At 61.0% G+C, this 23,996-nt stretch carries 30 protein-coding genes; 18 read left to right on the top strand and 12 right to left on the bottom strand.

The genetic code is table 11. The annotated features are described in order from the left end of the window. Positions 1-190: 190 nt before the first annotated feature. From Hrd1104_RS10445 to Hrd1104_RS10455, 3 genes are all read right to left on the bottom strand, one after another. Entirely contained in the window at positions 191-775 is a 585-nt protein-coding gene (locus tag Hrd1104_RS10445; protein ID WP_154552703.1) for a uracil-DNA glycosylase family protein, read from the bottom strand. Between the two features lie 58 nt (positions 776-833). Further along, positions 834-1,412 (bottom strand): DUF99 family protein, encoded by a 579-nt coding sequence (locus Hrd1104_RS10450; RefSeq protein ID WP_154552704.1) that lies wholly within the window; start codon positions 1,410-1,412, stop codon positions 834-836. A 72-nt stretch (positions 1,413-1,484) separates the two neighbouring features. Next, positions 1,485-1,664 carry a DUF5786 family protein gene (locus tag Hrd1104_RS10455; RefSeq protein ID WP_154552705.1) on the bottom strand — a complete coding sequence of 60 codons (180 nt, stop codon included), beginning with the start codon at positions 1,662-1,664 and terminating at the stop codon, positions 1,485-1,487. A 129-nt stretch (positions 1,665-1,793) separates the two neighbouring features. Here Hrd1104_RS10455 and Hrd1104_RS10460 point away from each other — a divergent pair, with 129 nt between their 5' ends. The 6 genes from Hrd1104_RS10460 (at position 1,794) to Hrd1104_RS10480 (ending at position 7,138) form a co-directional block, all read left to right on the top strand. Beyond that, positions 1,794-2,399 (top strand): MBL fold metallo-hydrolase, encoded by a 606-nt coding sequence (locus tag Hrd1104_RS10460; protein ID WP_154552706.1) that lies wholly within the window; start codon positions 1,794-1,796, stop codon positions 2,397-2,399. 175 nt (positions 2,400-2,574) lie between these two features. After that, positions 2,575-3,315, top strand: a complete 741-nt coding sequence (locus tag Hrd1104_RS10465; RefSeq protein ID WP_154552707.1) for a DNA-directed RNA polymerase subunit epsilon — start codon at positions 2,575-2,577, stop codon at positions 3,313-3,315. A 147-nt stretch (positions 3,316-3,462) separates the two neighbouring features. Next, on the top strand, positions 3,463-4,233 hold the full coding sequence (locus Hrd1104_RS10470) for a pyrroline-5-carboxylate reductase (protein WP_154552708.1): 771 nt from the start codon (positions 3,463-3,465) through the stop codon (positions 4,231-4,233). Between the two features lie 629 nt (positions 4,234-4,862). Further along, complete coding sequence (locus Hrd1104_RS13490; RefSeq protein ID WP_255470257.1) at positions 4,863-4,988, top strand: hypothetical protein; 126 nt, start codon at positions 4,863-4,865, stop codon at positions 4,986-4,988. After that, a complete protein-coding gene (proB, locus tag Hrd1104_RS10475; RefSeq protein WP_154552709.1) occupies positions 4,981-5,820 on the top strand; it encodes a glutamate 5-kinase in 840 nt (279 codons plus the stop codon). The genes Hrd1104_RS13490 and proB overlap by 8 nt, the downstream gene beginning before the upstream one ends. After that, positions 5,813-7,138, top strand: a complete 1,326-nt coding sequence (locus Hrd1104_RS10480; protein ID WP_229770466.1) for a glutamate-5-semialdehyde dehydrogenase — start codon at positions 5,813-5,815, stop codon at positions 7,136-7,138. Before proB ends, Hrd1104_RS10480 begins: the two co-directional genes overlap by 8 nt. A gap of 45 nt (positions 7,139-7,183) precedes the next feature. Here Hrd1104_RS10480 and Hrd1104_RS10485 read toward each other — a convergent pair whose 3' ends face one another. The 4 genes from Hrd1104_RS10485 to Hrd1104_RS10500 all read right to left on the bottom strand — a co-directional run bounded on the left by Hrd1104_RS10485 (position 7,184) and on the right by Hrd1104_RS10500 (position 10,689). Next, complete coding sequence (locus tag Hrd1104_RS10485; protein WP_154552711.1) at positions 7,184-7,393, bottom strand: hypothetical protein; 210 nt, start codon at positions 7,391-7,393, stop codon at positions 7,184-7,186. After that, entirely contained in the window at positions 7,371-7,964 is a 594-nt protein-coding gene (locus Hrd1104_RS10490; RefSeq protein WP_154552712.1) for a hypothetical protein, read from the bottom strand. Before Hrd1104_RS10490 ends, Hrd1104_RS10485 begins: the two co-directional genes overlap by 23 nt. A 266-nt stretch (positions 7,965-8,230) precedes the next feature. Beyond that, the gene (locus Hrd1104_RS10495; RefSeq protein WP_154552713.1) at positions 8,231-9,832 is read right to left on the bottom strand and encodes an oleate hydratase; all 1,602 of its coding nucleotides are present in this window, start codon (positions 9,830-9,832) and stop codon (positions 8,231-8,233) included. Positions 9,833-10,044: 212 nt separating this feature from the next. Continuing rightward, the gene (locus Hrd1104_RS10500; RefSeq protein WP_154552714.1) at positions 10,045-10,689 is read right to left on the bottom strand and encodes a helix-turn-helix domain-containing protein; all 645 of its coding nucleotides are present in this window, start codon (positions 10,687-10,689) and stop codon (positions 10,045-10,047) included. Between the two features lie 187 nt (positions 10,690-10,876). On the opposite strand from Hrd1104_RS10500, the gene hemB reads away from it, so the two are divergent. From hemB to Hrd1104_RS10540, 8 genes are all read left to right on the top strand, one after another. Further along, a complete protein-coding gene (gene hemB, locus Hrd1104_RS10505; RefSeq protein WP_154552715.1) occupies positions 10,877-11,857 on the top strand; it encodes a porphobilinogen synthase in 981 nt (326 codons plus the stop codon). 95 nt (positions 11,858-11,952) lie between these two features. Beyond that, entirely contained in the window at positions 11,953-12,732 is a 780-nt protein-coding gene (locus Hrd1104_RS10510; RefSeq protein ID WP_154552716.1) for a hypothetical protein, read from the top strand. A 1-nt stretch (position 12,733) separates the two neighbouring features. Then, the gene (locus Hrd1104_RS10515) at positions 12,734-13,165 is read left to right on the top strand and encodes an OB-fold nucleic acid binding domain-containing protein (RefSeq protein ID WP_154552717.1); all 432 of its coding nucleotides are present in this window, start codon (positions 12,734-12,736) and stop codon (positions 13,163-13,165) included. Between the two features lie 135 nt (positions 13,166-13,300). Beyond that, positions 13,301-13,666: a P-II family nitrogen regulator gene (locus Hrd1104_RS10520; protein ID WP_154552718.1), complete on the top strand. Its 366-nt coding sequence runs from the start codon at positions 13,301-13,303 to the stop codon at positions 13,664-13,666. 351 nt (positions 13,667-14,017) lie between these two features. Next, positions 14,018-15,373, top strand: a complete 1,356-nt coding sequence (locus Hrd1104_RS10525) for an ammonium transporter (RefSeq protein ID WP_154552719.1) — start codon at positions 14,018-14,020, stop codon at positions 15,371-15,373. Then, positions 15,370-15,723, top strand: a complete 354-nt coding sequence (locus Hrd1104_RS10530; RefSeq protein ID WP_154552720.1) for a P-II family nitrogen regulator — start codon at positions 15,370-15,372, stop codon at positions 15,721-15,723. The genes Hrd1104_RS10525 and Hrd1104_RS10530 overlap by 4 nt, the downstream gene beginning before the upstream one ends. A gap of 15 nt (positions 15,724-15,738) precedes the next feature. Beyond that, complete coding sequence (locus tag Hrd1104_RS10535) at positions 15,739-16,197, top strand: Lrp/AsnC family transcriptional regulator (RefSeq protein WP_154552721.1); 459 nt, start codon at positions 15,739-15,741, stop codon at positions 16,195-16,197. 84 nt (positions 16,198-16,281) lie between these two features. Then, a complete protein-coding gene (locus tag Hrd1104_RS10540; protein WP_154552722.1) occupies positions 16,282-16,935 on the top strand; it encodes a DUF998 domain-containing protein in 654 nt (217 codons plus the stop codon). A 21-nt stretch (positions 16,936-16,956) separates the two neighbouring features. On the opposite strand, the gene Hrd1104_RS10545 is transcribed toward Hrd1104_RS10540, so the two are convergent. After that, a complete protein-coding gene (locus Hrd1104_RS10545) occupies positions 16,957-17,598 on the bottom strand; it encodes a cyclase family protein (RefSeq protein WP_154552723.1) in 642 nt (213 codons plus the stop codon). 103 nt (positions 17,599-17,701) lie between these two features. On the opposite strand from Hrd1104_RS10545, the gene Hrd1104_RS10550 reads away from it, so the two are divergent. The 3 genes from Hrd1104_RS10550 (at position 17,702) to Hrd1104_RS10560 (ending at position 20,342) form a co-directional block, all read left to right on the top strand. Next, complete coding sequence (locus tag Hrd1104_RS10550; RefSeq protein ID WP_154552724.1) at positions 17,702-19,036, top strand: glutamate-1-semialdehyde 2,1-aminomutase; 1,335 nt, start codon at positions 17,702-17,704, stop codon at positions 19,034-19,036. A 162-nt stretch (positions 19,037-19,198) separates the two neighbouring features. Then, the gene (locus tag Hrd1104_RS10555; RefSeq protein WP_229770467.1) at positions 19,199-19,870 is read left to right on the top strand and encodes a nucleotidyltransferase domain-containing protein; all 672 of its coding nucleotides are present in this window, start codon (positions 19,199-19,201) and stop codon (positions 19,868-19,870) included. Then, positions 19,857-20,342 carry a hypothetical protein gene (locus Hrd1104_RS10560; RefSeq protein ID WP_154552725.1) on the top strand — a complete coding sequence of 162 codons (486 nt, stop codon included), beginning with the start codon at positions 19,857-19,859 and terminating at the stop codon, positions 20,340-20,342. Before Hrd1104_RS10555 ends, Hrd1104_RS10560 begins: the two co-directional genes overlap by 14 nt. A 335-nt stretch (positions 20,343-20,677) precedes the next feature. On the opposite strand, the gene Hrd1104_RS10565 is transcribed toward Hrd1104_RS10560, so the two are convergent. The 3 genes from Hrd1104_RS10565 to Hrd1104_RS10575 form a co-directional block, all read right to left on the bottom strand. Beyond that, positions 20,678-21,487 carry a hypothetical protein gene (locus Hrd1104_RS10565; RefSeq protein ID WP_154552726.1) on the bottom strand — a complete coding sequence of 270 codons (810 nt, stop codon included), beginning with the start codon at positions 21,485-21,487 and terminating at the stop codon, positions 20,678-20,680. After that, positions 21,484-21,882, bottom strand: coding sequence for a hypothetical protein (locus tag Hrd1104_RS10570; protein WP_154552727.1), 399 nt, complete (start codon positions 21,880-21,882; stop codon positions 21,484-21,486). Before Hrd1104_RS10570 ends, Hrd1104_RS10565 begins: the two co-directional genes overlap by 4 nt. Before the next feature lie 668 nt (positions 21,883-22,550). Beyond that, positions 22,551-22,769 carry a hypothetical protein gene (locus Hrd1104_RS10575; protein WP_229770468.1) on the bottom strand — a complete coding sequence of 73 codons (219 nt, stop codon included), beginning with the start codon at positions 22,767-22,769 and terminating at the stop codon, positions 22,551-22,553. Positions 22,770-22,976: 207 nt separating this feature from the next. Between Hrd1104_RS10575 and Hrd1104_RS10580 the strand changes: the two genes are divergently transcribed. After that, positions 22,977-23,597 carry a class I SAM-dependent methyltransferase gene (locus tag Hrd1104_RS10580; protein ID WP_154552728.1) on the top strand — a complete coding sequence of 207 codons (621 nt, stop codon included), beginning with the start codon at positions 22,977-22,979 and terminating at the stop codon, positions 23,595-23,597. Between the two features lie 27 nt (positions 23,598-23,624). On the opposite strand, the gene Hrd1104_RS10585 is transcribed toward Hrd1104_RS10580, so the two are convergent. After that, a complete protein-coding gene (locus Hrd1104_RS10585; RefSeq protein ID WP_154552729.1) occupies positions 23,625-23,957 on the bottom strand; it encodes a cupin domain-containing protein in 333 nt (110 codons plus the stop codon). Between the last annotated feature and the right edge of the window lie 39 nt (positions 23,958-23,996).

Genomic DNA, 23,996 nt, shown 5'->3' on the forward strand with positions numbered 1-23,996 from the left:
CCTGTACCGGGTTGTGGACGAACGGAATCCAGCGGTATCAGAGGCGCTCGCCGTCCCACGACGTGGACCATGGAGCCGCGATGACGCTGCGATTCGACCACGCCTGGCGTCACCTTGGGTGACAGGTGGTGGCAGTTACACGCGCGAACCTCCGTCGAGTCCAGCCGAGGCGTCGTTGCTCGGGATGGAGTCAAAAGTCGCCCAGTTCCGCTTGCCCGCCGTCGCCGGCCAGGTCGCTCGCTTGCTGGATGGTCGCGTCGAAGGTTTCGCGCTGACTCCGATCGTACAGCGTCGCGGCAGGATGAACACACACCAGCACACGCCGGGTCGTCCCTCTGATCTCGACGTCTTCTATCGAGCCGGCTTCGTTGGTGACGGCAACGTCTCGCCCGAGCAGGTGCTCGCCGGGTACTTTTCCCAGCGTGACGATCACTTCGGGGTCGACGATCTCGATCTCGCGTTCGAGGTACTGTCGACAATGCTCCAGTTCTTCGGTCGTCGGATCGCGATTCTCCGGTGGCCGACACCGCAGACAGTTAGTGATGCGTACGTCCGCGCGGGCGAGTCCCGCGTCCCGCAATCCCTCGTCCAGTACGCCCCCGCTCCGGCCGACAAAGGGTTCGCCCCCCTGATCTTCCTGCTCGCCCGGGGCCTCACCGACCAACAGCAAGTCGGCGTCGGCGGGGCCAACGCCGTCGACGATCCGCGAGCGCGACTCGACGAGCGCCTCGCAGCGTCGACACCCCCTCACGGAGAGGCCGTCCATGTGTTCCATAGCCGGGTCTGGGGCGCGGGGCGGCAAAAGCGTCGCTATCGCTCCCGAGCCGTGTGCTCTAGTCTCTCGATCGACTCCCGCTGTCGTCTTCGAACCGTTCGTCGGCAGCTCTGGCGGCCAGTCGAGCCACTCGGAGTGGTTCGGGTCGCCCGCCGTCGGGCGTAAACGCGGCGAGGAGTTCTCGGGCCTCCGCGTGATCACAGCCGACCTGCCGGACGAAGACCGTCTCGCCGTTGACACTGACGGACTCTCGTGTCGGTTGTGCCCGGTAGGTGGCCAGCCGCCAGGCGAGTGCTTCGCCGTCGAATTCCTCACGGAGCGTCGCTTCGAGGCCCGAACTGTCCTCGAAGGTGACGGCAACGACAGGCAGCCCCGTCTCCTCGTGGAGCCGCGGCAGGTCGAAGAAGTTGAACCACGCGGGCGCGATCCCCGCGAGCAAAAGCGAGCGGACGTCCGCTCGGTCTAAGCGATCGACCATCCCGAGGACGGCCGCGGTCGCGTCACGCCCGCCGACGGTACACCGCCCGAAGACGAAACCGTCGGCGACACGACTCGCACGGACCACTGCGCCACAGAGCGTCGACTGCTCGTCGACGAAGGATTCGGCGATCCCGAGGACACGGACGCCGGATTTCACGACAGGAACTGTCCCGAGTAGTCGACAAGGTGCCTCTCGAAGGCGGTCCCGGAGACGGCGACGCTGCTCACGTTACGTGTTCTCCTTGATGTCGGATAACTTATCGAGCAGTTCGTCGTTCGAGGCGGTAAACTCGAATTCGACGTCACCGTTGTGTGTGTTTTCCGCGGCGTTAACCCCTTCATCATCGTCGAAATCGGCATCGAGGTCCTGGTTCTCCTGTTCGGATTCGTCGTAACTCCCGAACCCCATATCGTGTGATGCTATGACGTTCGTGGTGAAAAATCACACGCACACTCCACGTTCCATGCTAACGCGACACGACAGAGCGCATCGTAGACCACCGTCAGACTCAACAGCGCGCTGGCCCCACGCTCGTCTATGGACGTGTACAATGTCACAGCCGACGCGGAGACGTTCACCGCCAACGCCTACCTGGCGACCGGCGAGCGTCCGACGCTCGTCGATGCCGGTGCGATGGCTGGTGTCGTCGACGTGATCCGGAACGATACCGACACAGTGGACGCCGTCGTGCTCACTCACCAGCACGGCGATCACGTTGCCGAACTCGATGCGGTCCTCGATGCCTTCGACGCGGATCTGTACGCCGAGGCTGGGCATCCACGCCGGACGGACGCGCTCGCAGACGGCGACACGCTCCAGATCGGCGACGAGTCGTTCGAGGTCATCGCCACGCCCGGGCACGCCGACGATCACGTCTCGCTGGTCAGTGAGTCGGCGCTGTTCTCGGGTGACGTCGTGGTCCACGACGACGGTGCCTTCGAGAACGGCAGTTTCGGGCGGACGGACAAGCCGGGCCAGTCCCGTGAGCGACTTATCGAGAGCATTCGCGAGATCCTCGATCGGCTACCAGCGGGAGTCGAACACATGTATAGCGGTCACGGCGGTGTCTTCCACGGTGACGTCCGGGATGTCGTCCAGACGGCACTACAACGAGCCGAGCGACGAGAGCCCAAATACGACTGAATACCTGGACAATCCGCTCTCCCGACCGAGCTTCACCCGAGTTGTTGCCCGCATCTCTTTAAGTGGTTCTGGTTACAAGGTGAAGATATAGACGGGGTTTCTCCGGGAGCAATACTCGTGAGTGGTGGGCCCAAAGCCCGTGGATTCAACTGTTCGTAGCGACGACTAGGTGACGATGAACGGCGAGGGCGTCGATAGCAGTGGGCAGGTCGCCGAACCGGCCGAGCGTGAGCGTCGCGAGTGGCGAAAGCAACGAGACGTCTCCGCCGAGCCGGGCGACGGGGCACTGTCGCGAGCGGAAGCCCGACGGGACGAACTGATCCGGCAATGGGACATGGTGACGCCCAGTGCGACCACGATCGGTCGCCCGGATCGCCCCGGTGACGACCTCGATGACTCACTGCGGCGACTCCACAACGAGCAACATCCCGCCATGGCCGGCCACGCCGAACGGATGCACCGCCTCGATAAGGCCCGGATCACCCACGCGCTGTGTAACGCCCTGGATCTGACGCCCTGGGAACGCGATCGCGTGCTTGGCATCGTGACCGAGATCGACCTCACGGCGTTTGGCAGCCAGCGAGCGATCCCCAAGGTCGCTCTAGTGGTCATCCAGCACGTCGTCGACAGCGAGCGCCAGGGGGCACTCGGCCTGGACGACCCCGAGCGACTCGCCGCACTGACGCCCGACGAGATGGCCTCGCTGTACGATCACTTCCAGTCGATCACCGACGACGAGCGATACCGGCAGTTGATCGACAGCTACGGGCTGGACATGACCAGCGTCAACCGACTCGATCGGGTTTTAGACGAGCAACTCGACGAGCAGGGGCTTCGAGACGCCGTCTTCGGTCGCTCCGGTCAAAACGTCAAGCGGTGGGCAATTGCCGAGGAAAGCGACGCGGACACTGCCTAGGCGGTTGCACCACGACGCCGGAGACACGCAACCGACACCGGCTCGTCGGGACTGCCGACGGATGTCACAGTCAGTGCTTGGCGGCCGGTCGCTGTTCAGAGGGAATCGCCATCGGTATATCGCTCAGTGCCCCAGAGAAGACAAGAAATGGTTCACGTGAGCGTCATCGGCTGTGGCCACATGGGCGGGGCGATCGTCCGTGGGCTCGCCGACAGCGAGCACCGGGTGACGGCCTGCGACGTCGAGGAATCGGCGCTTGAAGAGCTAGCCGGAGTCGCCGAGGAGACGACGACCGACCTCACGGAGGCGGCCGAGGCTCCGGTCGTCGTCCTCGCCATCGAGCCGGATATCGTTGGGGCTCTCCTGGGGGACCTGTCTCTCGGTACCGACCAGACCGTCGTCTCGGTGGCAGCAGGGATTTCGACGGCGTTCCTCGACGCACGAACGGAGGCCACAGTCGTCCGGATGATGCCCAATGTGGCGGCCGAGTACGGCGAGATGGCCGCAGCAGTCTCGCCCGAGCCGGGAGCGAACGTCGCCACGTTGCTCGATGACCTGGGGACGTGGGTGCCCATCGACGAGGCCCACATGGATCTCGCGACGGCGATCAACGGCAGCGGGCCGGCCTTCGTCTTCTACCTGATCGGTGCGATGGCCGAGGCGGGCATCGACGGTGGGCTCGATCCTGACGCCGCCCACGCCCTCGCGGCACAGACGTTCAAAGGGGCCGCCGAGACCGTCCTCCAGAGCGAGACGGGCGTCGACGAGTTGATCGACGCCGTCGCGACGGAAGGCGGCACGACGATCGAGGGCATGGAGGTGCTGTGGGACAGCGACGTCGAAGCCGTCCTCGGCGAGACGGTGGCCGCCACCAAAGAGCGATCGGCGGAGATCACCAGCGAGGTCGGCGATGAGTGAGTTGATGGGGGCCACAGGTTCACTCGAATCGCTACTCACCAGCGGAACTTGACCCCCGTCGTGGAGAGAGACTGCGTTGGAATGACGCTTCGCTTGGGTGTAGAAGATGAACTGAAACCAGTTCTGGGTGGATGGGTCTCGGTGGGCCACATTCTCGGACGCGTTCGCAGAGGGGCATGGACAGCCTCAAATACCGATATTCGTCATAGTGACCACGCTGCGTAAACAATTGCCGCTATTGTGACCGATCCGACGATGAGGCGTAGATTGCTTGTCCAAGCAGCGACCGCAATCAAACTCCAGAGGGCCACGAGTAAACCTGCCTCCGCGGGTTTTTGTTGTCGCCACCTGGTATATGTCGTTGTCAAACCGGCGACGACCACAACCCCGAATAGTAGTTGGCCAAGCCACAGGAGGCTCCATCCCATAACGCCCACGGAGAGTACAGTGACGACACTATTTGATACTCTATAATCCATACTCGGTATCTATTCTCTGATTGTATTATTCTCCATATGAATCTGCGCGTGAGCGATATACGAAATCCACGTTGGAGATGGTTGTAGTGTACCGACCGAACTCGTTACGGATCGTAGTAGGTTTGTCCGTCGCCCATTTGGCACACTACAATGAGACACGCCACTCTGATCGATCACCAAAGTGGGCAGACATCCTACACACGGGACGGCACTGACGATTGCGCAACCGCCGAGCGCTGGTCGGCGGAGATCACCAGCGAGGTCGACGATGACTGAAACGGAACCCCTTGCAGCAGAGACGATCGAACGTGCCCGCGAGCAGGCCGCGGGTGCAAAACGCGTGGTCGTCAAGGCCGGAACCAACTCCCTGACGGACGACAACTCGAACCTCGACGACGCCAAACTCGACAAACTGGTCGACGACGTGGTGGACCTCCTCGAACACGACAAAGAGGCCATCCTCGTCTCCTCGGGAGCGATCGGGGCCGGCCAGGGGCGAGTCGAATCCGAGACCGATACCGTCGAGGCCTCCCAGGCACTCTCGACGGTCGGCCAGAGCCACCTGATGCGCCGGTACACGGAGAGTTTCGAGCGCTACGACCGCAAGGTTGCCCAGATCCTGGTCACGCAGGCCGATCTCGACGATCCCGAGCGGTTCACCAACTTCCACAACACGATCGAGACCCTCCTTGATTGGGGTGTCGTCCCGATCGTCAACGAGAACGACGCCATCGCTATCGAGGAAATCCAGATCGGCGACAACGACATGCTTTCGTCGTCGATCGCGGTCGGCATCGACGCGGACCTGCTGGTGACGCTGACGGACGTCGATGGAGTCTACACGGGCAACCCGAAAGACGATCCGGAAGCACAGAAGATCGAGGCCGTGGGGACAAATTACGGCGCGATCCAGCAGATCGTCCAGCAGAGTTCCAGTGATGGCTTTGGCGGGATCACGACCAAAGTCGAGGGCGCGCGGTCGGTCAACGAACACGGCAGCCCGGCCGTGATCGCGGGATCGGCCGAGCCAAACGTCCTCGAACGGATCGCCGAAGGTGAACCGGTGGGCACAATATTCCTGCCTGTCAACGGGGCCTACGATGACTGACGGAGACACCGAACGCAAGGTCGAGGCCGCCGAAAAAGCGGCACTCGAACTCGCAAACGTCGACGACGCCGACCGCAACGCCGCCCTGGCGGCGATCGCCGACGCCATCGACGAGCACCGCGAAGCGGTCATCGCGGTCAACGACGAAGACGTCACGACCGCCGAGGAACTGCTCGAAGCCGGCGAGTACACCCAGGCGTTGGTCGATCGACTGAAAGTCGACGACGCCAAGGTCGACTCCATCGTCGAGATGGTCGACAGCGTCGCCGCGATGGACGACCCGCTGGGCGAGACCCTCGAAGCGCGCCATCTCGACGACGATCTGGACCTCTACAAGGTGGCAGTCCCGATCGGGGTCATCGGCACCGTCTTCGAGTCTCGACCGGACGCACTGGTCCAGATCGCCGCCCTCGCACTGAAGTCGGGCAACGCAGTCATCCTCAAGGGCGGCAGCGAGGCCAGCCACTCCAACCGCGAACTGTTCGAGATCATCCGCGAAGCCGCCCAGGAAGTCGAGGCCATCCCGGACGGCTGGGTTCAGTTGATCGAGGCCCGCGAGGCTGTCGATACCGTTCTCGAAATGGACGACCATATCGACCTGCTGATGCCCCGGGGTTCCTCGGATTTCGTCAGTTACGTCCAGGACAACACGCAGATTCCCGTCCTGGGCCACACCGAGGGCGTCTGTCACGTCTTCGTCGACAACGAGGCCGACTTAGCGGAGGCCGTCGAGGTCGCCTACGACGCGAAGGTCCAGTATCCTGCCGTCTGTAACGCCGTCGAGACGCTGCTGGTCCACGAGGACGTCGCCAGGGAGTTCCTGCCCGCGGTCGCTGATCGCTACGCCGAGGCCGGTGTCGAACTGCGGGGCGACAAGCGCACGCGGGAGATCCTTGCCGGCTTCGATGTTGAGGAAGCCACCGACGAGGACTGGCGAACCGAGTACGGCGACCTGATCCTCGCGATCAAGGTCGTCGACTCCCTGACGGCGGCGATCGATCACATCAACGCGAACGGCTCGAAACACACCGAGTCGATTCTGACCGAGGACCAGAAAGCGGCTCGAAAATTCATGACCGCAATCGACGCCGCCAGCGTCTTCCACAACGCCTCGACGCGCTTTGCCGACGGGTATCGCTACGGCCTCGGCGCCGAAGTCGGTATCTCGACGGGCAAAATCCACGCTCGCGGCCCTGTCGGCCTGGAAGGGCTGACAACCTACAAGTACTACCTCGAAGGCGACGGTCACCTGGTCGCCAGCTACGCCGGCGAGGATGCCCTGCCGTTCACTCACGAGGAATTCGACGGGCAGTGGTGACACGTCGCGAGTATACGCCCACTTGCTCGCCTGCTTCGCGATCGGTCACTCTCGACCGTTCGCATCCTCTCGGTCGACTCGTGCTGTCGAAGCGTGACGTGCGGATTCTAGCTGAGCGTCGACGAGCGTGTTGACCTGTCTGCCCCAGTCTTCGTCGGGATGGGTTCGAACGTACGCAGCCCAGCGCTTGATCTGTTCGTAGCGACGCTCACGATTGCGCTCGTGTTTGTCTTTAAGCGTCTCTGAGTCGGTCATATGCGTTTTCGACGTCTAAGTCTTCGACGTGTTCTTCGAGACGGCGGATGTTAAGGCTGCCCTTGGTCGTCTCGTAGAGATGCAACGCGTCCTCGAAGTCTTTCTCCGTGCCGAGCCGGAGTTTGTAGGCAATCTGTAGTTCGAGCGCACCGATCGTCAGCGTATCGTCCTCGAACTCGACCGTGACAGTTTCAGCGATCGACGTTCGGTCGTACTGGTCCGTGGCGAATTTCAGTTCGACGTTCGGCACGAGGTCGCCGTCTCGAGCGATCCGTACCGGCAACTCGTCGGCGAGCGTGCTGTACATCGCCGCCAGCGGCGTGTTCGGTCCCCAAAAGCCCGCATCGAGGAGTCGATCCGCCAGTTCTCCGGCGGTCGGCTCGTCAAACGGTGACACGATCACGTCGATGTCTTCTGTCGCCCTCGAACGACCCAGCAACACTGTGACGTAGCCGCTGACAACAGCGTACTCCACTCCACAGTCCTCGAGAACGTCAGTCACCTCGAGAACAAGCCGGTCGAGATCGTTCGGTGGCTTATCGATAACGAGGACATCGTCACGGAACTCCATGATCCACATTTCGCTGCCGGGACAGAAATAACGCTGCCATCACGGAGTCGACGTTCCAGGCACTGGTGAAGACGCTCTGCCGTTCACTCACGAGGATTTCGAGGGGTCCTTCTAGAGACGAGCACCCGGAAGGTCCCACCTGGAGAAGCTATGGGTGCGACAGGAGAGAGCCTCTTGCTGTTCAATCCCGAAATATTCGGCTGTTGACCGAGCTCACCCCACTCTTGTCTGGCCTGCCGAACGGCAGTCGCTGTCCCCGAGGCGGTTCACCGATAGGCGGCTTTGAGTCCGTCTGCCAGCACCGTGGGGTCGCGGTAGTGTTTGCTGATCGGCGGGATTTCGTCTTCGTCCAGGTCGAGGAACTCGTAGACGGCAGTCATCGCCGAACGAACCGAGTACTCGACGGTGAACACCACGTCACGGTCCATCTCAGCGTATTGTCCGAGAAAGGCGAGGTTGTTCGAGCCGTCGGGGACGACCTTCGGCCGGTCGCCAGGGGTCCGGGGCTGGAAGTGTGCCGTGATGAACGGCATCATACAGGGGATACAGTTGACGTCCTCGAGGATCTCCGGGAGTCGGTCCTCGCAGTCGAGGTGGTAGCATAGTTCTTCGAGGATCTCCCGGCCGGTACACTCGGACATCTTCTTCTCGACGTAGTTGCCCTTCCGGTCGGGGAACAACGCGTAGCCCCAGAAGACCGTCACGTCGTCGGGCTGGTTCGCGAAGTGCGGTTGGGCGGCGACGACGGTCGACAGGAGCCAGTTCGAGTCGACGTAGGTCACCAGCCCGTTGCCGGGCTCTTCCTGTGTGAACTCCACGATATGATCAAACAGGTCGGTGTTGTGCAACGTGACCGTAAACGACTCCCACTTGGTCTCCTGAACGTTGCCGGCGAACACCTCGGGATTCCCGAACTGTGGATTGTCCTCGGCGAGATTTCGCCAGAGCTCCCAGGACGCCCCGGTCTGGTTGGTTTCGGGGGCCTCGTCCATCGCCCCGAGGTCGGACCCGTCGGTCATCGAGCCGTTCGTGACGAACACCATGTCCGTCGGATCGACGCCGACGGTTTCGTGGCCGTCGTCGGTCTCCACGTGGATGCGCTCTACCGTCCGGCCCTCACGCGAGGTGACGATGTCCATGTCGGTCACCTCGGTGTCGTAGTGGAAGTTCACGTCGTGGTCGTCGAGCCACCGCCGGAGCGGGAGGATCATCGAGTCGTACTGGTTGTACTTCGTCCGGTCGATGCCCTCCATGGTGTGCAGGCGGGGGAACTCGTGGAAGAAGCGGTACATGTACCGGCGCACCTCGGCGACGCTGTGCCAGGGCTGGAAGGCGAAGATAGTCGCCCAGACGTACCAGAAGTTCGTCTCGAAGAACTCCTCGCGGAACCACTCCTCGATCCGGGTGTCGCCCAAGCGCTCCTCGGGCGTCGCAAGCAGGCGGGCCAACGCGAGTCGATCCCGCGTGTCAAGTTCGTACCGGGAGGCGTCGATCCGGCGACTGCCCGACATCAGCCGCGTCTCGGCGTAGGACTCGTGGATCCGGTTGAACTCGTTCATCTCCTCTTTGACGGAGCGATCGGGGTCTTCCAGGGAGGGAATCGTCCGGAAGAGGTCCCAAGTGCACTCGTAGGCGGGGAAGTTGAACATCCGCCCGCCCCGGATGACGTACCCCTCCTCGGGATCGCCAGCACCGTCCATCGCGCCGCCCATCACGTCGAGTGTCTCGTAGACGTGAATGTTCTCGCCAGGGACGTTGCCGTCCCGGATCAGGAAGGCGGCCCCGGCGAGTCCAGCGATACCGCCGCCCGCGAAGTGGGCCACACGCTCGCTGGCCCGGGGCTTGCGGGGACGTTTCCGGACGGTCATCGGTCTCCCTCCAGCACGTCACTCGCGGTTCTGCGTGCGATGCTCGGGTCGATCCTCAGTAGTGCGATCATAGCTGGTCCCTCGTGTTCGATGGCGACGGATCACAACTCGCATCGTCCGTCGGCTCTACACACATGGTACTACGACCGCCCCGGTGCTAACAGTTTGCAGGATATATCCTGCTGCTTATCCATCGGATCTCTCGTCGATTCTCAGGCAGACCCGGCGATCGTCCGTTCGACCAACTGGCGTTGTCCCCGCCGTAGCCGCTCTGAAAGGGCCGATGTCGTCGAATCGAGTTCGTCGGCGAGATCCGAGAGCGTCGCGTTTCGCGGCACGTCGAAGTAGCCCATCCGAGCGGCAACGAGAAGCGCCTCGTGTTGGGGCCTGGTCAGGCCGTAGTCGTCGGCCGGATCGGCCTCGGTCTCGAAGAGACGTAACGGACGAAACTCGACATCGCTTCCGCCACAGGCGTTGCGGAACGCATCGAGGTCGCTTCGGTCCGCGAAACGGGCACTGACTTTCCACCCGCGTCCGGTTACCACCGCCCCGATCGGATGGGTCCTGAGGTCGACGAGTTGGGTGTAGACGCCAGTCGGATCCTCGTCGAGCCTGACCCGGTATCTGGATTCGACGTACGCTGACTCGAGGGCGACGTACTCACGGATTAGTGCCCGCTCATCCAGGCGCTCCTCGAGGCGGTCGGGGTCGACACCCGTCACCGAGAACACCAACGCGGGGACCGCCTTCGTCCCAGAGATCACGTCGTCGACGTGAAGCACGGTTTCGAGGTCGCTGGCGACCGCTGTGAGGGGGAGGGTCGACGAGAGTAGTTCGAACTCACAAACGAGGCTCATAGTTGCTGATTTGGCACGTGCCGAGTTAATGCCGACGCATAATTCTGTTGAGAGGAACTGCTACTGGGAAAGCAAACCACGTGTATCGCATCGGCCAATCGAAGGCGGACGGTGAGAGCGAACGTGATAGACGACAACTCGCCGGCTAAGCGTCACGGCTTTGGCCCCGAGACGGCTACGATAGCCCATGAATCAGTCTGCTCGGCCACGCCGCCTCCGAACCGACGGGATCAGACCCCTCCTCAGCGAGACCGACCTGGAGGCGTCGGATCTGATCGCCCCCATCTTCGTGGACGCGACGACCGACGAACGCCGCCCCATCGAGACGATGCCCGGCCACGAGCGCGTGCCCGTCAGTGCGGCCGCCGAGCGCGTCGCAGAAATCCGCGAGACGGGCGTCGAGGCCGTCATCGTCTTTGGCGTGCCCGAATCGAAAGACGACGAGGGATCCCGTGCCTGGGTCGAGGACGGCGTGGTCCAGAAGGCAGTCCGAAAGATTTCCCGGGAGACGGATGCTTACGTCATCACCGACGTCTGTCTCTGTGAGTACACCGACCACGGCCACTGTGGGATCCTCGAAGCAGACGCTCGCGGGGAGCCGACGCTGACGGTCGACAATGACGCGAGCCTCGACGTGCTGGCCCGGACAGCCGTCTCACACGCCAAAGCGGGCGCGGACATGGTTGCCCCATCCGCGATGATGGACGGCATGGTCGGGGCGATCCGCGAGGAACTGGACGAGGCCGGCCACACCGAGGTCCCGATCATGAGCTACGCCGCCAAGTACGAGTCGGCCTTCTACGGCCCATTCAGGGATGCCGCCGACGGCGCACCCGCCTTCGGCGACCGCCGCCACTACCAGATGGATCCCGCCAACGCCCGCGAGGCCATGCGCGAGGTCGAACTGGACGTCGAGGAGGGTGCCGACGTGTTGATGGTCAAACCCGCACTGCCGTACCTCGATATCGTCAGAGACGTCCGGGAGCGCTTCGACCATCCCGTGGCGGCCTACAACGTCAGCGGCGAGTACGCAATGGTACACGCCGCGAGCGAGCAGGGCTGGCTCGATCTGGAGGCAACGGCCTATGAGTCGCTGCTGTCGATCAAGCGTGCGGGTGCTGATCTCATTCTCACGTATTTCGCGGAGGACCTGGCCGAGCGGCTGTGATGCCAGGGACCGATTCTCGATCGGCCGTCGACCGAGCGTGACGTTCGTTCACGATAATCGATGTTTTAATGTAGACACGTTTGGAGCTACGACGTATGGGTGGACGGCTACTGGGGCGTGCGTACTCGATCAGCGTTCCCACCCGAACTGCTCGGGCCCCCGGTCCGAACCACGATGACCTGGGGACGCAAGTGGACTCCGGATCGAATTCCCATTCGGGGACGACCCGTTTCGACGGGGAGGGAGACGACGGGAGCGGCCCGGCCGAACGGTTCGGCATGCTGGTCGGGGCCGTCCTGGGCATCGTCCTCGCCGGCTGGGCGTTTTTCGGTCCGGGACACATCCTCGAGTTGTTCCGGTACGAGCTTCCGGTCGTCGCGTCGTTCAGACAACCGGTACCGCTCGCGTTTTTCGGCTACGCAGGTGCGCTGACGTTCGCGTTCGCATTCGTGGGTGCGATCGCGTTCCCGATCGTGCGGCCGAACGAGGCGAACGCGTACGGTGGCCACGATGAGATCGCGGGGTACGAGTGGGCATTTGCGAAAGGGCTCGTCGGTGCAATCGTCGCGATCGCACTCGCGATCGCGCTCCTTGGGGTCCTGGTCCCGGCGGGCTATCACGTCGTCACTGGACGCTACAGTCAGGCGCTCATCATGGGACTCGTCGCGGGAGCGATGGTCGCCGGTGGGTATTGGCTGTGGTGGGTCGCGACCGTCGGTTTCCGCGTGGCGACGGTACCTATCCTCGTCCCCGCCTACGTCGGGGCACGCCTCGGAAGCGTCGTTCGCGAGCGCGGTGGGATCGGTCCGGATCCGTCACCGACTGAAGACCGCTATACTATCCCCGAGGGAAACTGGGGGTCGGAGCGTGATTGACATGGCTGCTGGGCAATTCGAGTGCGGTATCGGGTCCAGACGTGCTGTGGTCGCTCTCGGAACGGTCGTGCTGTTTTCGGCGGTTGCCGGCTGCGCGGCCTATCCGTTCGTGGAACCGACGTGTGGGCCAGGCGAGCACGATATCGGGACGCTGTCAGCCGGCGAGGAATCCGTCCAGATCAAGGGGACCGTGACGGCCGTCGGAAACGCGACCGTCACCGTCGATGACGGTACCGGAAGCGCACAAGTGAGGCTCTCCGAGGACGTCCCAAGATTACTCAGAGATGGGAAGTGTGTGATCGTCAGGGCCGAGACCGTCAGCGACGCGAACGGGACGGACGACGCCGTACTGGCGTCCGTCCAACTGTTCGACGATGACATGAGTACGATCCAGCGGTTTGACGACAACCTGACCACAGTCGAGATCTCGTGAGCTCGGATAGCGTGGATTCGCGTGCGAGGATGCCTGACACCGACGTCCTCCGCTGGCAGTCATCCTCGCACCGGGAGATCCGGTCGGTTCGTCGTTCGGAGGGAGATTTATACGCGCCCGCCCGGGATTTGGGATATGGCAGCTGAGAATGCCGACGCCGACCTCGAACTGGTGATGGCGATCGTCCGGCCGGAGAAGTTGAGCGAGGTCAAAGCCGCGCTGGCGGCAGCCGGCGCGCCGTCGCTGACGGTCACCCAGGTTTCCGGTCGCGGTTCCCAGCCAGCCAAGACGAGCCAGTGGCGCGGCGAAGAGTACGTCGTCGACCTCCATCAGAAGATCAAAGTCGAGTGTGTCGTCGAGAGCGACCAGACCGAGACCGTCGTCGAAGCGATCGAAGAGGGTGCCCACACGGGCGAGAAAGGCGACGGCAAGATCTTCGTGTTCCCGGTCAGCAACGCGATTCAAGTCCGGACCGGCGACCGCGGCGTCGACGCGCTCTGATCGCCGACCCCGACGCTCGGCCCCCACATTTTCGATTGGATCCGGCGCGCGCGCCGTTTCGACCCGCTTGAACGCGACAGCGATGGCTCCCCCACTCGACGATCGTCCAGTTCGCCGGAGTACTCGATGGGACCACTTGACGAACAACAACCTTATACAGATAATATTCTATTGCAGTTTGGACACTTGTCCTATTATGCCTCCGAAATAAAAACGCGTTCACCCAAGGAATTATATACCATCTGTTCCTGGGGCCGAACCGAGATGGCAACCACGAACGTTGCTGAATACGGCAGAAAAGCAGACGGAATAGCAGAAATGGCGTCGAACGCTGAAATGGAGGTGTCGTAGATGGCAGTCGGTGGTGAGATAGCCAGCGGCATCAACATGGTGTGGGCGTTGACGGTGGCGTTTCTCATCTTCTTCATGCAGCCCGGGTTCGCGCTGCTTGAGGCCGGACAGGTGCGGGCCAAAAACGTCGGGAACGTCCTGATGAAGAACATGACCGACTGGACGCTGGGCGTGATCGCGTACTTCCTGTTGGGGTACGGGATCGCCGGGATCGTCGGCCCGGCGACCAGCGGCGGCGGCATCGACGTCGGTGCCGCCTTCGCCTACTGGGGCAGCCCCGGCGGCTGGGTCACCTGGCTGGTCGGTGCCGTCTTCGCGATGACGGCGGCGACGATCGTCTCCGGCGCGGTCGCCGAGCGGATGGACTTCAGGGCCTACGTCGTCGTCGCCTTCGTGATGACCGCGTTCATCTACCCCGTCAGCGAGGCGTTCGCGTGGTGGGATGGCTTGCTGGCCTCGGGCGGGTTCCTCGGTGAAGCGATCGGCGCCGGCTACCAGGACTTCGCCGGTGCAACGGTCGTTCACATGCTCGGCGGGATCGCCGGGCTCGTGGGCGCGTACATGGTCGGTCCCCGCAAGGGCCGCTACGATGAGCACGGCAACAGCCAGCCGATCCCCGGCCACTCGATGCTGCTTGCCGTTCTCGGGACGCTGATCCTGGCCTTTGGCTGGTACGGGTTCAACGTCGGGACGTCGTCGATCTTCAACGCCAGCGGCGAACTGCTGAGTGCCAAACTCGGCCGCGTCGCGCTGAACACCACGCTCGGCATGGGCGGCGGTGGAATCGCTGCGATGGCAGTCTCGTCGTACTGGCAGGGCAAGCCGGATCCGCTGTGGACCGCAAACGGGCTGCTGGCCGGACTCGTCGCCGTCACCGGCGCGGTCCCCCACGTCGAGTGGTGGGGCGGCCTCATCCTCGGCCTGCTGGCCGGGGCACTCGTGCTGCCGACGTTCCGGTTCACCGTCGACACGCTCAAGATCGACGACGTGTGTGGCGTCTTCGCCGTCCACGGCATGGCCGGCGGCCTCGGCACGGCGCTGATCCCGGTCTTTGCGACGGCCGGGTTCTCGGGCACGCAGCTCGTGATGCAGATCGTTGGCGTGGTCGTGATCGGCCTCTGGGCCGTGATCGGCAGCGTGATCGCCTTCGGCCTCGCCGACCTGCTGTTCGGCCTTCGAGTCACCGACGAAGAGGAGACCGTCGGCCTCGACGAGGGCGAACACGGCGTCACGGTCTACCCAGAGTTCGTCGGCGGCGAACCCGGTTCGATCGGGAGCGGCCCGACTGTCAGTCCCGACGGGGGCAAAGTCCGGACCGACGGCGGTCGCTCGCCCAACGGAGGTGAACACGAATGAGTGACGACGACATCAAGCTGATTATGGCGATGATACGGCCCGATCGCCTGGGGGCCGTCAAACAGGCCTTAGCGGAGATCGGAGCCCCCTCGCTGACGGTAACCCAGGTGTCTGGCCGGGGCTCCCAGGCCGCAAAGAAGGGCCAGTGGCGCGGCGAAGAGTACGTGGTCGACCTGCTCCAGAAGGTCAAAATCGAGTGTGTCGTCTCCGAAGTCCCTGCCGAGGACGTGGTTGAGGCGATCCGGGAGGCGGCCCACACCGGCGAGAAAGGCGACGGGAAGATATTCGTCCTCCCCGTCGAGGACGCCGTGCAGGTCCGCACCGGCGAGAGCGGCCCCGAAGCAGTCTGAGAACACGGGGACGACATGGACATAGACGACACCGATCGCGCGCTCGTCGATGCCCTCATGGCGGACGGTCGGGCGTCGATCCAGGCACTCGCCAGCGAGGCGGGTGTCGCCGTCGAGACGGCCGATCGTCGGATCGAAGCCCTCGAAGACGCCGGCGTCATCGAAGGCTACACTGCCCAGGTCGATTACGACGAACTCGGGTACGACGTGACCGCCGTCGTCCGACTACGGGTCGGCGAGTCGACCGAAACCGTCGGCGAGACGCTCGGGGACTATCCCTGGGTTCGTTCGGCATACGAAGTGACCGGCGAGGACGACTGCATCCTGGTCGGGACCGTCCGCGATACCGACGACATGCACGGGAAGGTGGCCGAACTGCTGACCGATCCCACGGTCCGGTCGGTCACCGTCGACGTGGTGCTGGACACCGTTCGGGCGGGCGAGCCGATTCGATTGGGCGACTCGGCCGATTGAATCACCCAGTCGATCCGGGTGGGCGCTTGGCCGTGGCCGTCGAACGGTCGACGATATTTTGGCAGTTGATCATACACGTCAAATATGGGCCGACATCGTTGGGCCGTGGCATTGCTTTCCGGATTAGACGGCGCTGGCCGTCGTCGACTGGCTGGTGAAGCGCTGGCTGTCGCGGGGACGCTCATCACGGTCGGCATCGTGGTTGCTGGAGCGCTGTATCCCGACTACTCGATCCACACCCAGACGATCAGCGAACTCGGGGCGACCGGGCCGTCGGGGGAACGGTTCCAGCCTGCCGCGGCGGTGTTTACGCTGGCGATGGCACTTTCCGGCGTGCTTGTGGTTTTGGCCGGTACCGTGGCTCGATCGGAACTCGGCCGACGGCTGGCGAGTGCACTCGTGATAACGGGGACCGGTGTCGTCGGGGTCGCCGTGTTTCCGTTGGACGTCGGTGGTCCACACGCCATCGCCGCACTGGTTGCCTTCGCCGGTGGCGGTCTGACGGCCCTCTTTGCGGCCTGGGAGACACGAGGCGCGATTCGCTGGCTATCGGTCCTGTTCGGTGCGAGCGCGCTGGTGGCACTGCTGGCCTTTCTGGTACTCGGTGGGGAGACGCCACTCGGACGCGGCGGGCTCGAACGGGTGGTGAGTCTCCCGATTCAGTGCTGGACGATCGTCTTCGGTGGGTGGCTCATCGGAACCGCACACGAGCATGCCGATCGTGACCCACGGACGTGAGATGCCGCTGATTTCTCCCGATCAGGAGCGATCGACTCCGACAGCCCGAACGGGCGCGCCATCGCCGTCGATTTTGAGCGGAAGCGCCCGGAGTTCGAACCGCGTGTCGACGGCCCCGAGGTTCCGCAAATTCTCGAAGAGCAACAGCCCCGATCCCAGCAGTGCGTGATGGGCCGGGAAACCCTCGGGCTCGGCATCGCTGGCCCCGTCGCTGGGTGTCGGATCGGGATTGAGCGTATCGAGTGCGACCGCCAGGTCCTGGTCGGCACAGCGTTCGGCGGCCGCTGGCGAGAGAGACGGGTGATCGAGGTAGCGGTCGGTGTTCCAGTGGTCGTCCCAGCCGGTCCAGAAGACGAGACAGTCGACTGCCGATTCGACTTTCGGCACGCGATCGGCCGGGATCGCCCCGCGGGCCTCGACATCCCGGCAGTCGACCCGGCGGGCGGTCCGGACGAACGATTGGGGGTCGAATTCGTCGAGCGTGCGACCGCCGGGGACGATGTGGGCCGGGGCGTCGACGTGCGTGCCAGTGTGTGAGCCCAAAGAGAGACCGGACTCGCGGTAGCCATCTTCCTCGTGGGTGGCGACCGGCTCGACGCTGACGGGTGGATCGCCGGGATAGGTCTGCATTCCGGTCTCGATCGGGTGGGTGAGATCGTGCATACGTGAACGGCGACGGCAGGCACAGTAAAGCCACGGGCACCCCGCGAACGATCGGTGCGCGTTCGTCGTCAAGTACTTTCGACTGCCGGCCGAACCGCCGCCCATGAACCACGATCGCTCACGGGACCTGTACGATCGCGCGCTGTCGGTCGCCCCGGGCGGGGTCAACTCCTCGGTCCGGGCGATCCAGCCCTATCCGTTCTTCGTCGAGCGCGGCGACGGCGGCCACGTCATCGACGCCGACGGCAATCGCTATCTCGACTTCGTGATGGGATATGGCCCGCTCCTGCTGGGCCACGACCTGCCAGAACCAGTCCAGTCGGCCATCCAGCAGCGGGCCGCCGAAGGGCCGATGTACGGCGCGCCCACCGAGGTCGAGGTCGAACTCGCCGAATTCGTCGCTCGCCACGTTCCCAGCGTCGAAATGGTCCGGTTCGTCAACAGCGGGACCGAGGCCACTGTCTCGGCGGTCCGGCTGGCCCGCGGGTACACTGGCCGGGACAAGATCGTCATCATGCAAGGCTCCTACCACGGGGCTCAGGAGTCGACCCTCGTCGAGGGCGAGGGCTGTCACACCCAACCGTCGAGTCCCGGGATTCCCGAGAGCTTCGCCGAACACACGATCACGGTCCCGTTCAACGACGAGGAATACGTCGAGGCCGTCTTCGAGAACCACGGCGACGAGATCGCAGCCGTCCTGACCGAACCGATCCTGGGAAATCACGGCATCGTTCATCCCGTCGAGGGATACCACGACACACTCCGGGACCTCTGTGATGACTACGGCTCCCTGCTTATCTTCGACGAAGTGATCACGGGCTTCCGCGTGGGTGGGCCCCAATGTGCCCAGGGCAAGTTCGGGATCGAACCCGACGTGACCACGTTCGGGAAGATCGTCGGCGGCGGGTTCCCCGTCGGCGCGATCGGCGGGAAGGCGGAGATCATCGAACAGTTCACCCCCGCGGGCGATGTCTTCCAGTCCGGGACGTTCTCGGGCCACCCAGTCACGATGGCCGCTGGCCTGGAGACGCTCCGGTACGCCGCCGAGAACGACGTCTGGGAGCACGTCAACGACCTCGGCCAGCAGATGCGCGAGGGGCTGACCGAGATCGTCGCCGATCGCGCGCCGGAGTACACCGTCGTCGGGTCGGACTCGATGTTCAAGGTGATCTTCACCCGGGACGGCGAGAATGGCGAGAATCACTGCGGGTCGGGCTGTCGCCAGCGCGAATCCTGTCCGAGCTACGGGACCTGTCCGAAAGACGGCGCGGACGTTGATCGCGCCGAGGACGAGCGCTGGGAACGGTTGTTCTGGCCCGCGATGAAGGAGGAGGGCGTGTTCCTGACCCCGAATCAGTTTGAATCACAGTTCGTCTCTGCCGCTCATACTGAGGACGACATCGAGGAGGCGCTTGAGGCGTACCGGGAAGCGCTGTAGCGCTGTGTCAGTCTGAGGAGCGAGGCCCTTACCGAAGACAGCGAAACAGCAGTATTTGTCGAAATTTTGGATCGAGCTGGATCTTGTGGATTTCAATACGGCCGAAATTCTCGGTCAGGACAAGTACGGGTTTTATGCCGACACATTCTTAATAGGAATAGTATGGCCAATGAGAAAGAGAAGACCACGATTGCGCTGGAGTATCCATTTCCCGAGGAGCGTGTCTTTCGATACCAGGCGATGCAAGATGTTCTCGCGCTCCTGATCGAGGAACCATACGAGGAATTCACCGTAAGCCAACTCGCACAGATGATTGATGGGAATCAAGCATCTGTCTCGAAGGCGATCGCCCTGCTCGGAGAACTTGGCCCAATCCAGACTCGCCGAGATGGGCGAAAACAGTACGTCAGTATCGACCGAGACCGGCTGAGGAAATCAGATCCGGTACTATCGATTCCGCAACCCGAGTTTCACAAACCTGTTCGCGCATTCGTCGATCACGTAACGGAAGCAGTCGAGGAGTTAGTTGGAATCGTTCTCTTCGGGAGCGTTGCTCGCGGTGAGGCCGATCGATCGAGTGACATTGATCTCCTCGTCTTCGTTGATGATGACCGGACGCAGGCACGACGGACCGTCCAGGCGATCGTGAGCGACCTCGAAGAGACGAAGTTCGATGGCGACCGCTATGAGTTCGAGATACTGGTCGAATCGAGAGACAGCGCAAACCGGATCGGTGACCGGCTTCGGCAGCAGTTTGATGACGGTATCACTATCGTCGGATCGGACGAACTATCCGACATTCGTACAGGGGTGTTTGCGAATGAAGAACAGTGATGTCGTGGACGCGCTGGATGCAGCCGAGCAAAGCTTCGAACAAGCACCGGAGAACATCGAAGCGGGCCTCGATGTCGAAGACGCCGAGTTAGTCCAACTCAGACGGGCGTGTCGGTTGCTGTCGGCTGCGTCTCGCCTGCGCAACGATGGCTACTACACGGTCGTCATCGAGTCGTCGTTCGTCGCAATAGAACGGACGATTCAGTTCCGTCTGATTCACGATGGTGCAATGGAAACTTCCGAGGTCATCAGCAGTCACCGGCGACTGTACCAGCGGGGTGCCGAGGTCGGACTCTACGACGAAGCGTTTGGGGAGCGCCTCGCCGAACTGTGGACCCAGAACCGGACAAAGACCTACTATCGGCTCGGAATTGCCACCGAAGCACAAGCAACGGCGATGCACGATCTCGCCACCGAGCTTCATAACGAGCTCGTCAATGCGAGTCGAGTCCAACACGAGTGTCTCTGTTGATCGATGGTCTCCGCAAGCTCTTGCCGAAGATAGTGACACAGCAGTATCTATTTCAGAGTTGGTAGGCATGGCCGTGACACATACAGAGTCTCTATTTAAGCATGGTTCCCGAAGATATCTTCAATTATAGTTATTAGTAGATATATAAGTGTGGACGTAACGTGGTACTCTCCCTAGCACGGAATGACGACTCATGAAGCAAATCACGTCGGGCCGGACCACACCAAAGAACCACTTCGCTACCAGAATGTGACGACGGCATTAAAGTACATGCACTTAGATTCGGAAACACAGTCTTCGGCCGTGGATCATATCTGGGAATATTAAATAATTTATTACTCTTGGGAATTATAATTCTCAGGAAGTAGCTCATTAGGGAGTTCGATTACGGTTGCCCCGTGAGGCATATTTCCGGTAAGTCGTGGTTCAGAGATAACAGAACGGATTAACAATTCGAACTCATCTTCTCCCTCATCTTCATCAAATTCCTCTCCCAAATAGATCATTAGACGATCATCAGATTTTGCCCCATTAAATCCTTCTACAGAATCAATATATTCTGGATGATCTGCGTCAGAGTATCTTTTTTGTGCGACATTTATATTATCTCGGTTGAAGAGCAGCATATCGTCTATACCCCACTTTGATGGCATCCACCTTACTTCAATATCTGACGCTCCTGCGATGTATAATCTATTCTCTTTGTATTTTATACGACCTTCATTACGCCATTCGTGGAGTTTCATCCGAAAATCCCTGCTATTTGGAATATATATAACATCGGGCTCATAGACATGATCGAACGAATTTACAATTATCGAATCATATGAAAAATCAGAAACCTCAAACGAGTCGATCTCTCCCTGTTCAGCGGCGGTTCTAATTGATGATAATATACTAATCACTTCGCCAGTGGTTATTGAATCTACAAATTGCGGAATCAGAGGTTTGAGAACAACACTCTCATCTCGAAAGAATCGCTTAGGTAAGTTAATTCGCTTCCCGAGTTGTACGAACTCCCGATGAGAGTGTTTCCGATCATCATATTCCTCGAGGTCTGAGATTTCCTCTAATTCTGTGGAATCCTCGTAGTTATCTACGAGTTTCCGTGAAAATGAGTTGACCTCTTCTATTTCGAAAGTCATAACCAATCCTCCATATGAATGTCAGACCCACCAATCGAAAGGTTATCGCTCATCGCTTTCTCTGCTCTATCCTCCAGTAACTTTGCTTGTGATTCTGCCATCGATCTCGTCGCCCTCTTTTCTCGTAACTCCTCTTCCCGGAACTCGTCTTTTCGGTCGTGTTCGTCCTTCCAAACTAAGAGACCATAGATACCCATCACAATGCCGATAACGGAAGGTGATATTAAAAACAAAACATGATATAGATTGGACTCGCCTGCAAAAGAGAACGTGGCCGTTAAATACCCAAAAACGCCCAAATAGGAGAGGATGAGCAACGAAGTCCCCGTAGATGTGAAATATTTGTGATATTCACTATAATTGATTTGGGCGATACCATTTAACGCCTTACTCATACTACGTGAAACAAGATAGCGAATTCACTTTATATTTTGCTCCAGCTCTTGCCTACATTGGTGAAACAACTTCTCGGAATCTGATCCGTGGAGATCAAAGTGATGTATTTCGGTTATATTAGTTGGCATAGTTTAAAAATAACTCTACCCATATATTTACTATACTATTACTTGTCACTTGGACAATCGGAAATCTGAATTCACCAAATCATTTGACGATAAGAATATGTAATCATAGAACTAAACACCACTAAGAAATGACTGGCCCTATAAAATTTGTAATTGGATCCGTCATTGCTGGAATTTTGGGATTGGTGGGGATCTTAATATTCTCTTCGCTTAAGCCAATGACAACTTTACAAATGAATATTGCAATCAGTACGATTGATACGCTCATATTCGCAGGGGCGGCCTCAATTCTTGGTCTGATACTGTATGTTGTTGGATTGATTGATTAGGCTACTTGGAGATTTGATTTGTATAGTATATGCGTCCTGTATTCAGAACCTGCCGAGAGAGCTACCGAGTTGCTGGGATTGTTGTATTCGCGCCCTCCATCTTGCACGGCAACCAGTAACAATTTCAATATTCTGACCGTTGTTTCGCTCAGTCAAGGAATGGCCCGGGCCAATTGTGCAGCCCCCCACTCCGCGAACTCCAAAACTCGCTCACGTGAGCGCTTCGACGACATCCTCACTACTGAACAGTTTCAGATCGTCGCGTTCGTCAGCCGCTGCTTCGACTGTCGAGGTGAACCCACTCCGGGAAAAGAGCGCGTACGTCTCGACCCGATCGCTCCCGTCTTCGGGCGTCCATCGGAGTTCCTCGACGTGATCCTGGAGCGTCGAGAACGCGTCGTACCGAGCGGAGCCTACGTGAGCTTGCACTCGCCGACGATCAGCGTCTCGCCCGTCGTCAAGCCGACCACGTCGATCTCGTGAATAATCATACTTCGAAGTATGATACTCTGAAGTATGATACTTGAAAGTATCATTATGACCCCCGCGAATGCTAACGTCCTGAGAGACGGCCATCATCGCGACAACCGATCCGTCGGCCTTTTTGCTCTTATCCCACTACCCCCAGTAACTCGCATGGACCCAGACGAAAACCGCCGGGACTGGGCCGAGCGCTCTGAGGACTACTCCCCGGAATACTACGCCGAGATCGGCCACAACGAGGTCAGCGAGACCATCGTGGAGGTCCTGGAGTACTACGCGCCCGAGGATGCGGGTGTTCTCGAAGTCGGCTGTGGCTCGGGCCGTCACCTTGACGCACTCCGCGAGGCGGGGTACCGGGACCTCGCCGGGATCGACATCAACGAAGAATCCTTCGAGGTGATGGCCAAGGAGTACCCGCGACTCGCCGATACCGGGACCTTCCTCAGCGGCGCGATGGAGGATCACCTGCCGGAGTTTCCCGATGACGCCTACGACGTCGTCTACTCGGTCGAGACCCTCCAGCACGTCCACCCCGACGACACCTGGGTGTTCGAGGAGCTAGTCCGAATCACCGACGATCTGCTGATCACGGCCGAGAACGAGGGCAATCGACCCAATCGGGGACCGGACACCGAGGACGTCAGCTACGTCGAGGATGACTTCCCGCTCTATCATCGCGACTGGAAGGCTGTTTTCACGGATCTGGGGCTGGCCCAGATCGTCTGCGAGCGGACGAACCGGGACACGATCCGGGTCTTTCGGTCCCCCGAGTAGTGACCTCCCGGACGCCGAGGAGGCGATCTATCGAACCATCGTCAACAGCATCTTGAACCGCTCGTCCGCCGCGACCGCGTGAGGTGTATCCGCGGGAAAGACGATCGATTCGCCCGCCGTCAGTTCGTGGTCGGTCCCGTCGATGGTGACGCGTGCCGTGCCATCAAGCACCTGCAGGAGTGCCTCGTGGGGAGCCGTATGCTCGCTGATCGTCTGGCCCTCGTCACAGGCAAAGACCGTCAGCGTCGCGGCCTCCCGGTCGACTAAGGTTCGGCTGACGATCGCCCCGTCCTGATAGTCCAGCAAGTCCGCAACTTCGAGTGCCGATCCGGCCAAGTCCGCGAGTTGATTGTCGCTCATACCCGTCGTTCGGCCGGCCCACGCTTGGGGCTGCTGGTG

The sequence above is a fragment of the Halorhabdus sp. CBA1104 genome (assembly GCF_009690625.1).
In the GTDB taxonomy this organism is placed as follows: domain Archaea; phylum Halobacteriota; class Halobacteria; order Halobacteriales; family Haloarculaceae; genus Halorhabdus.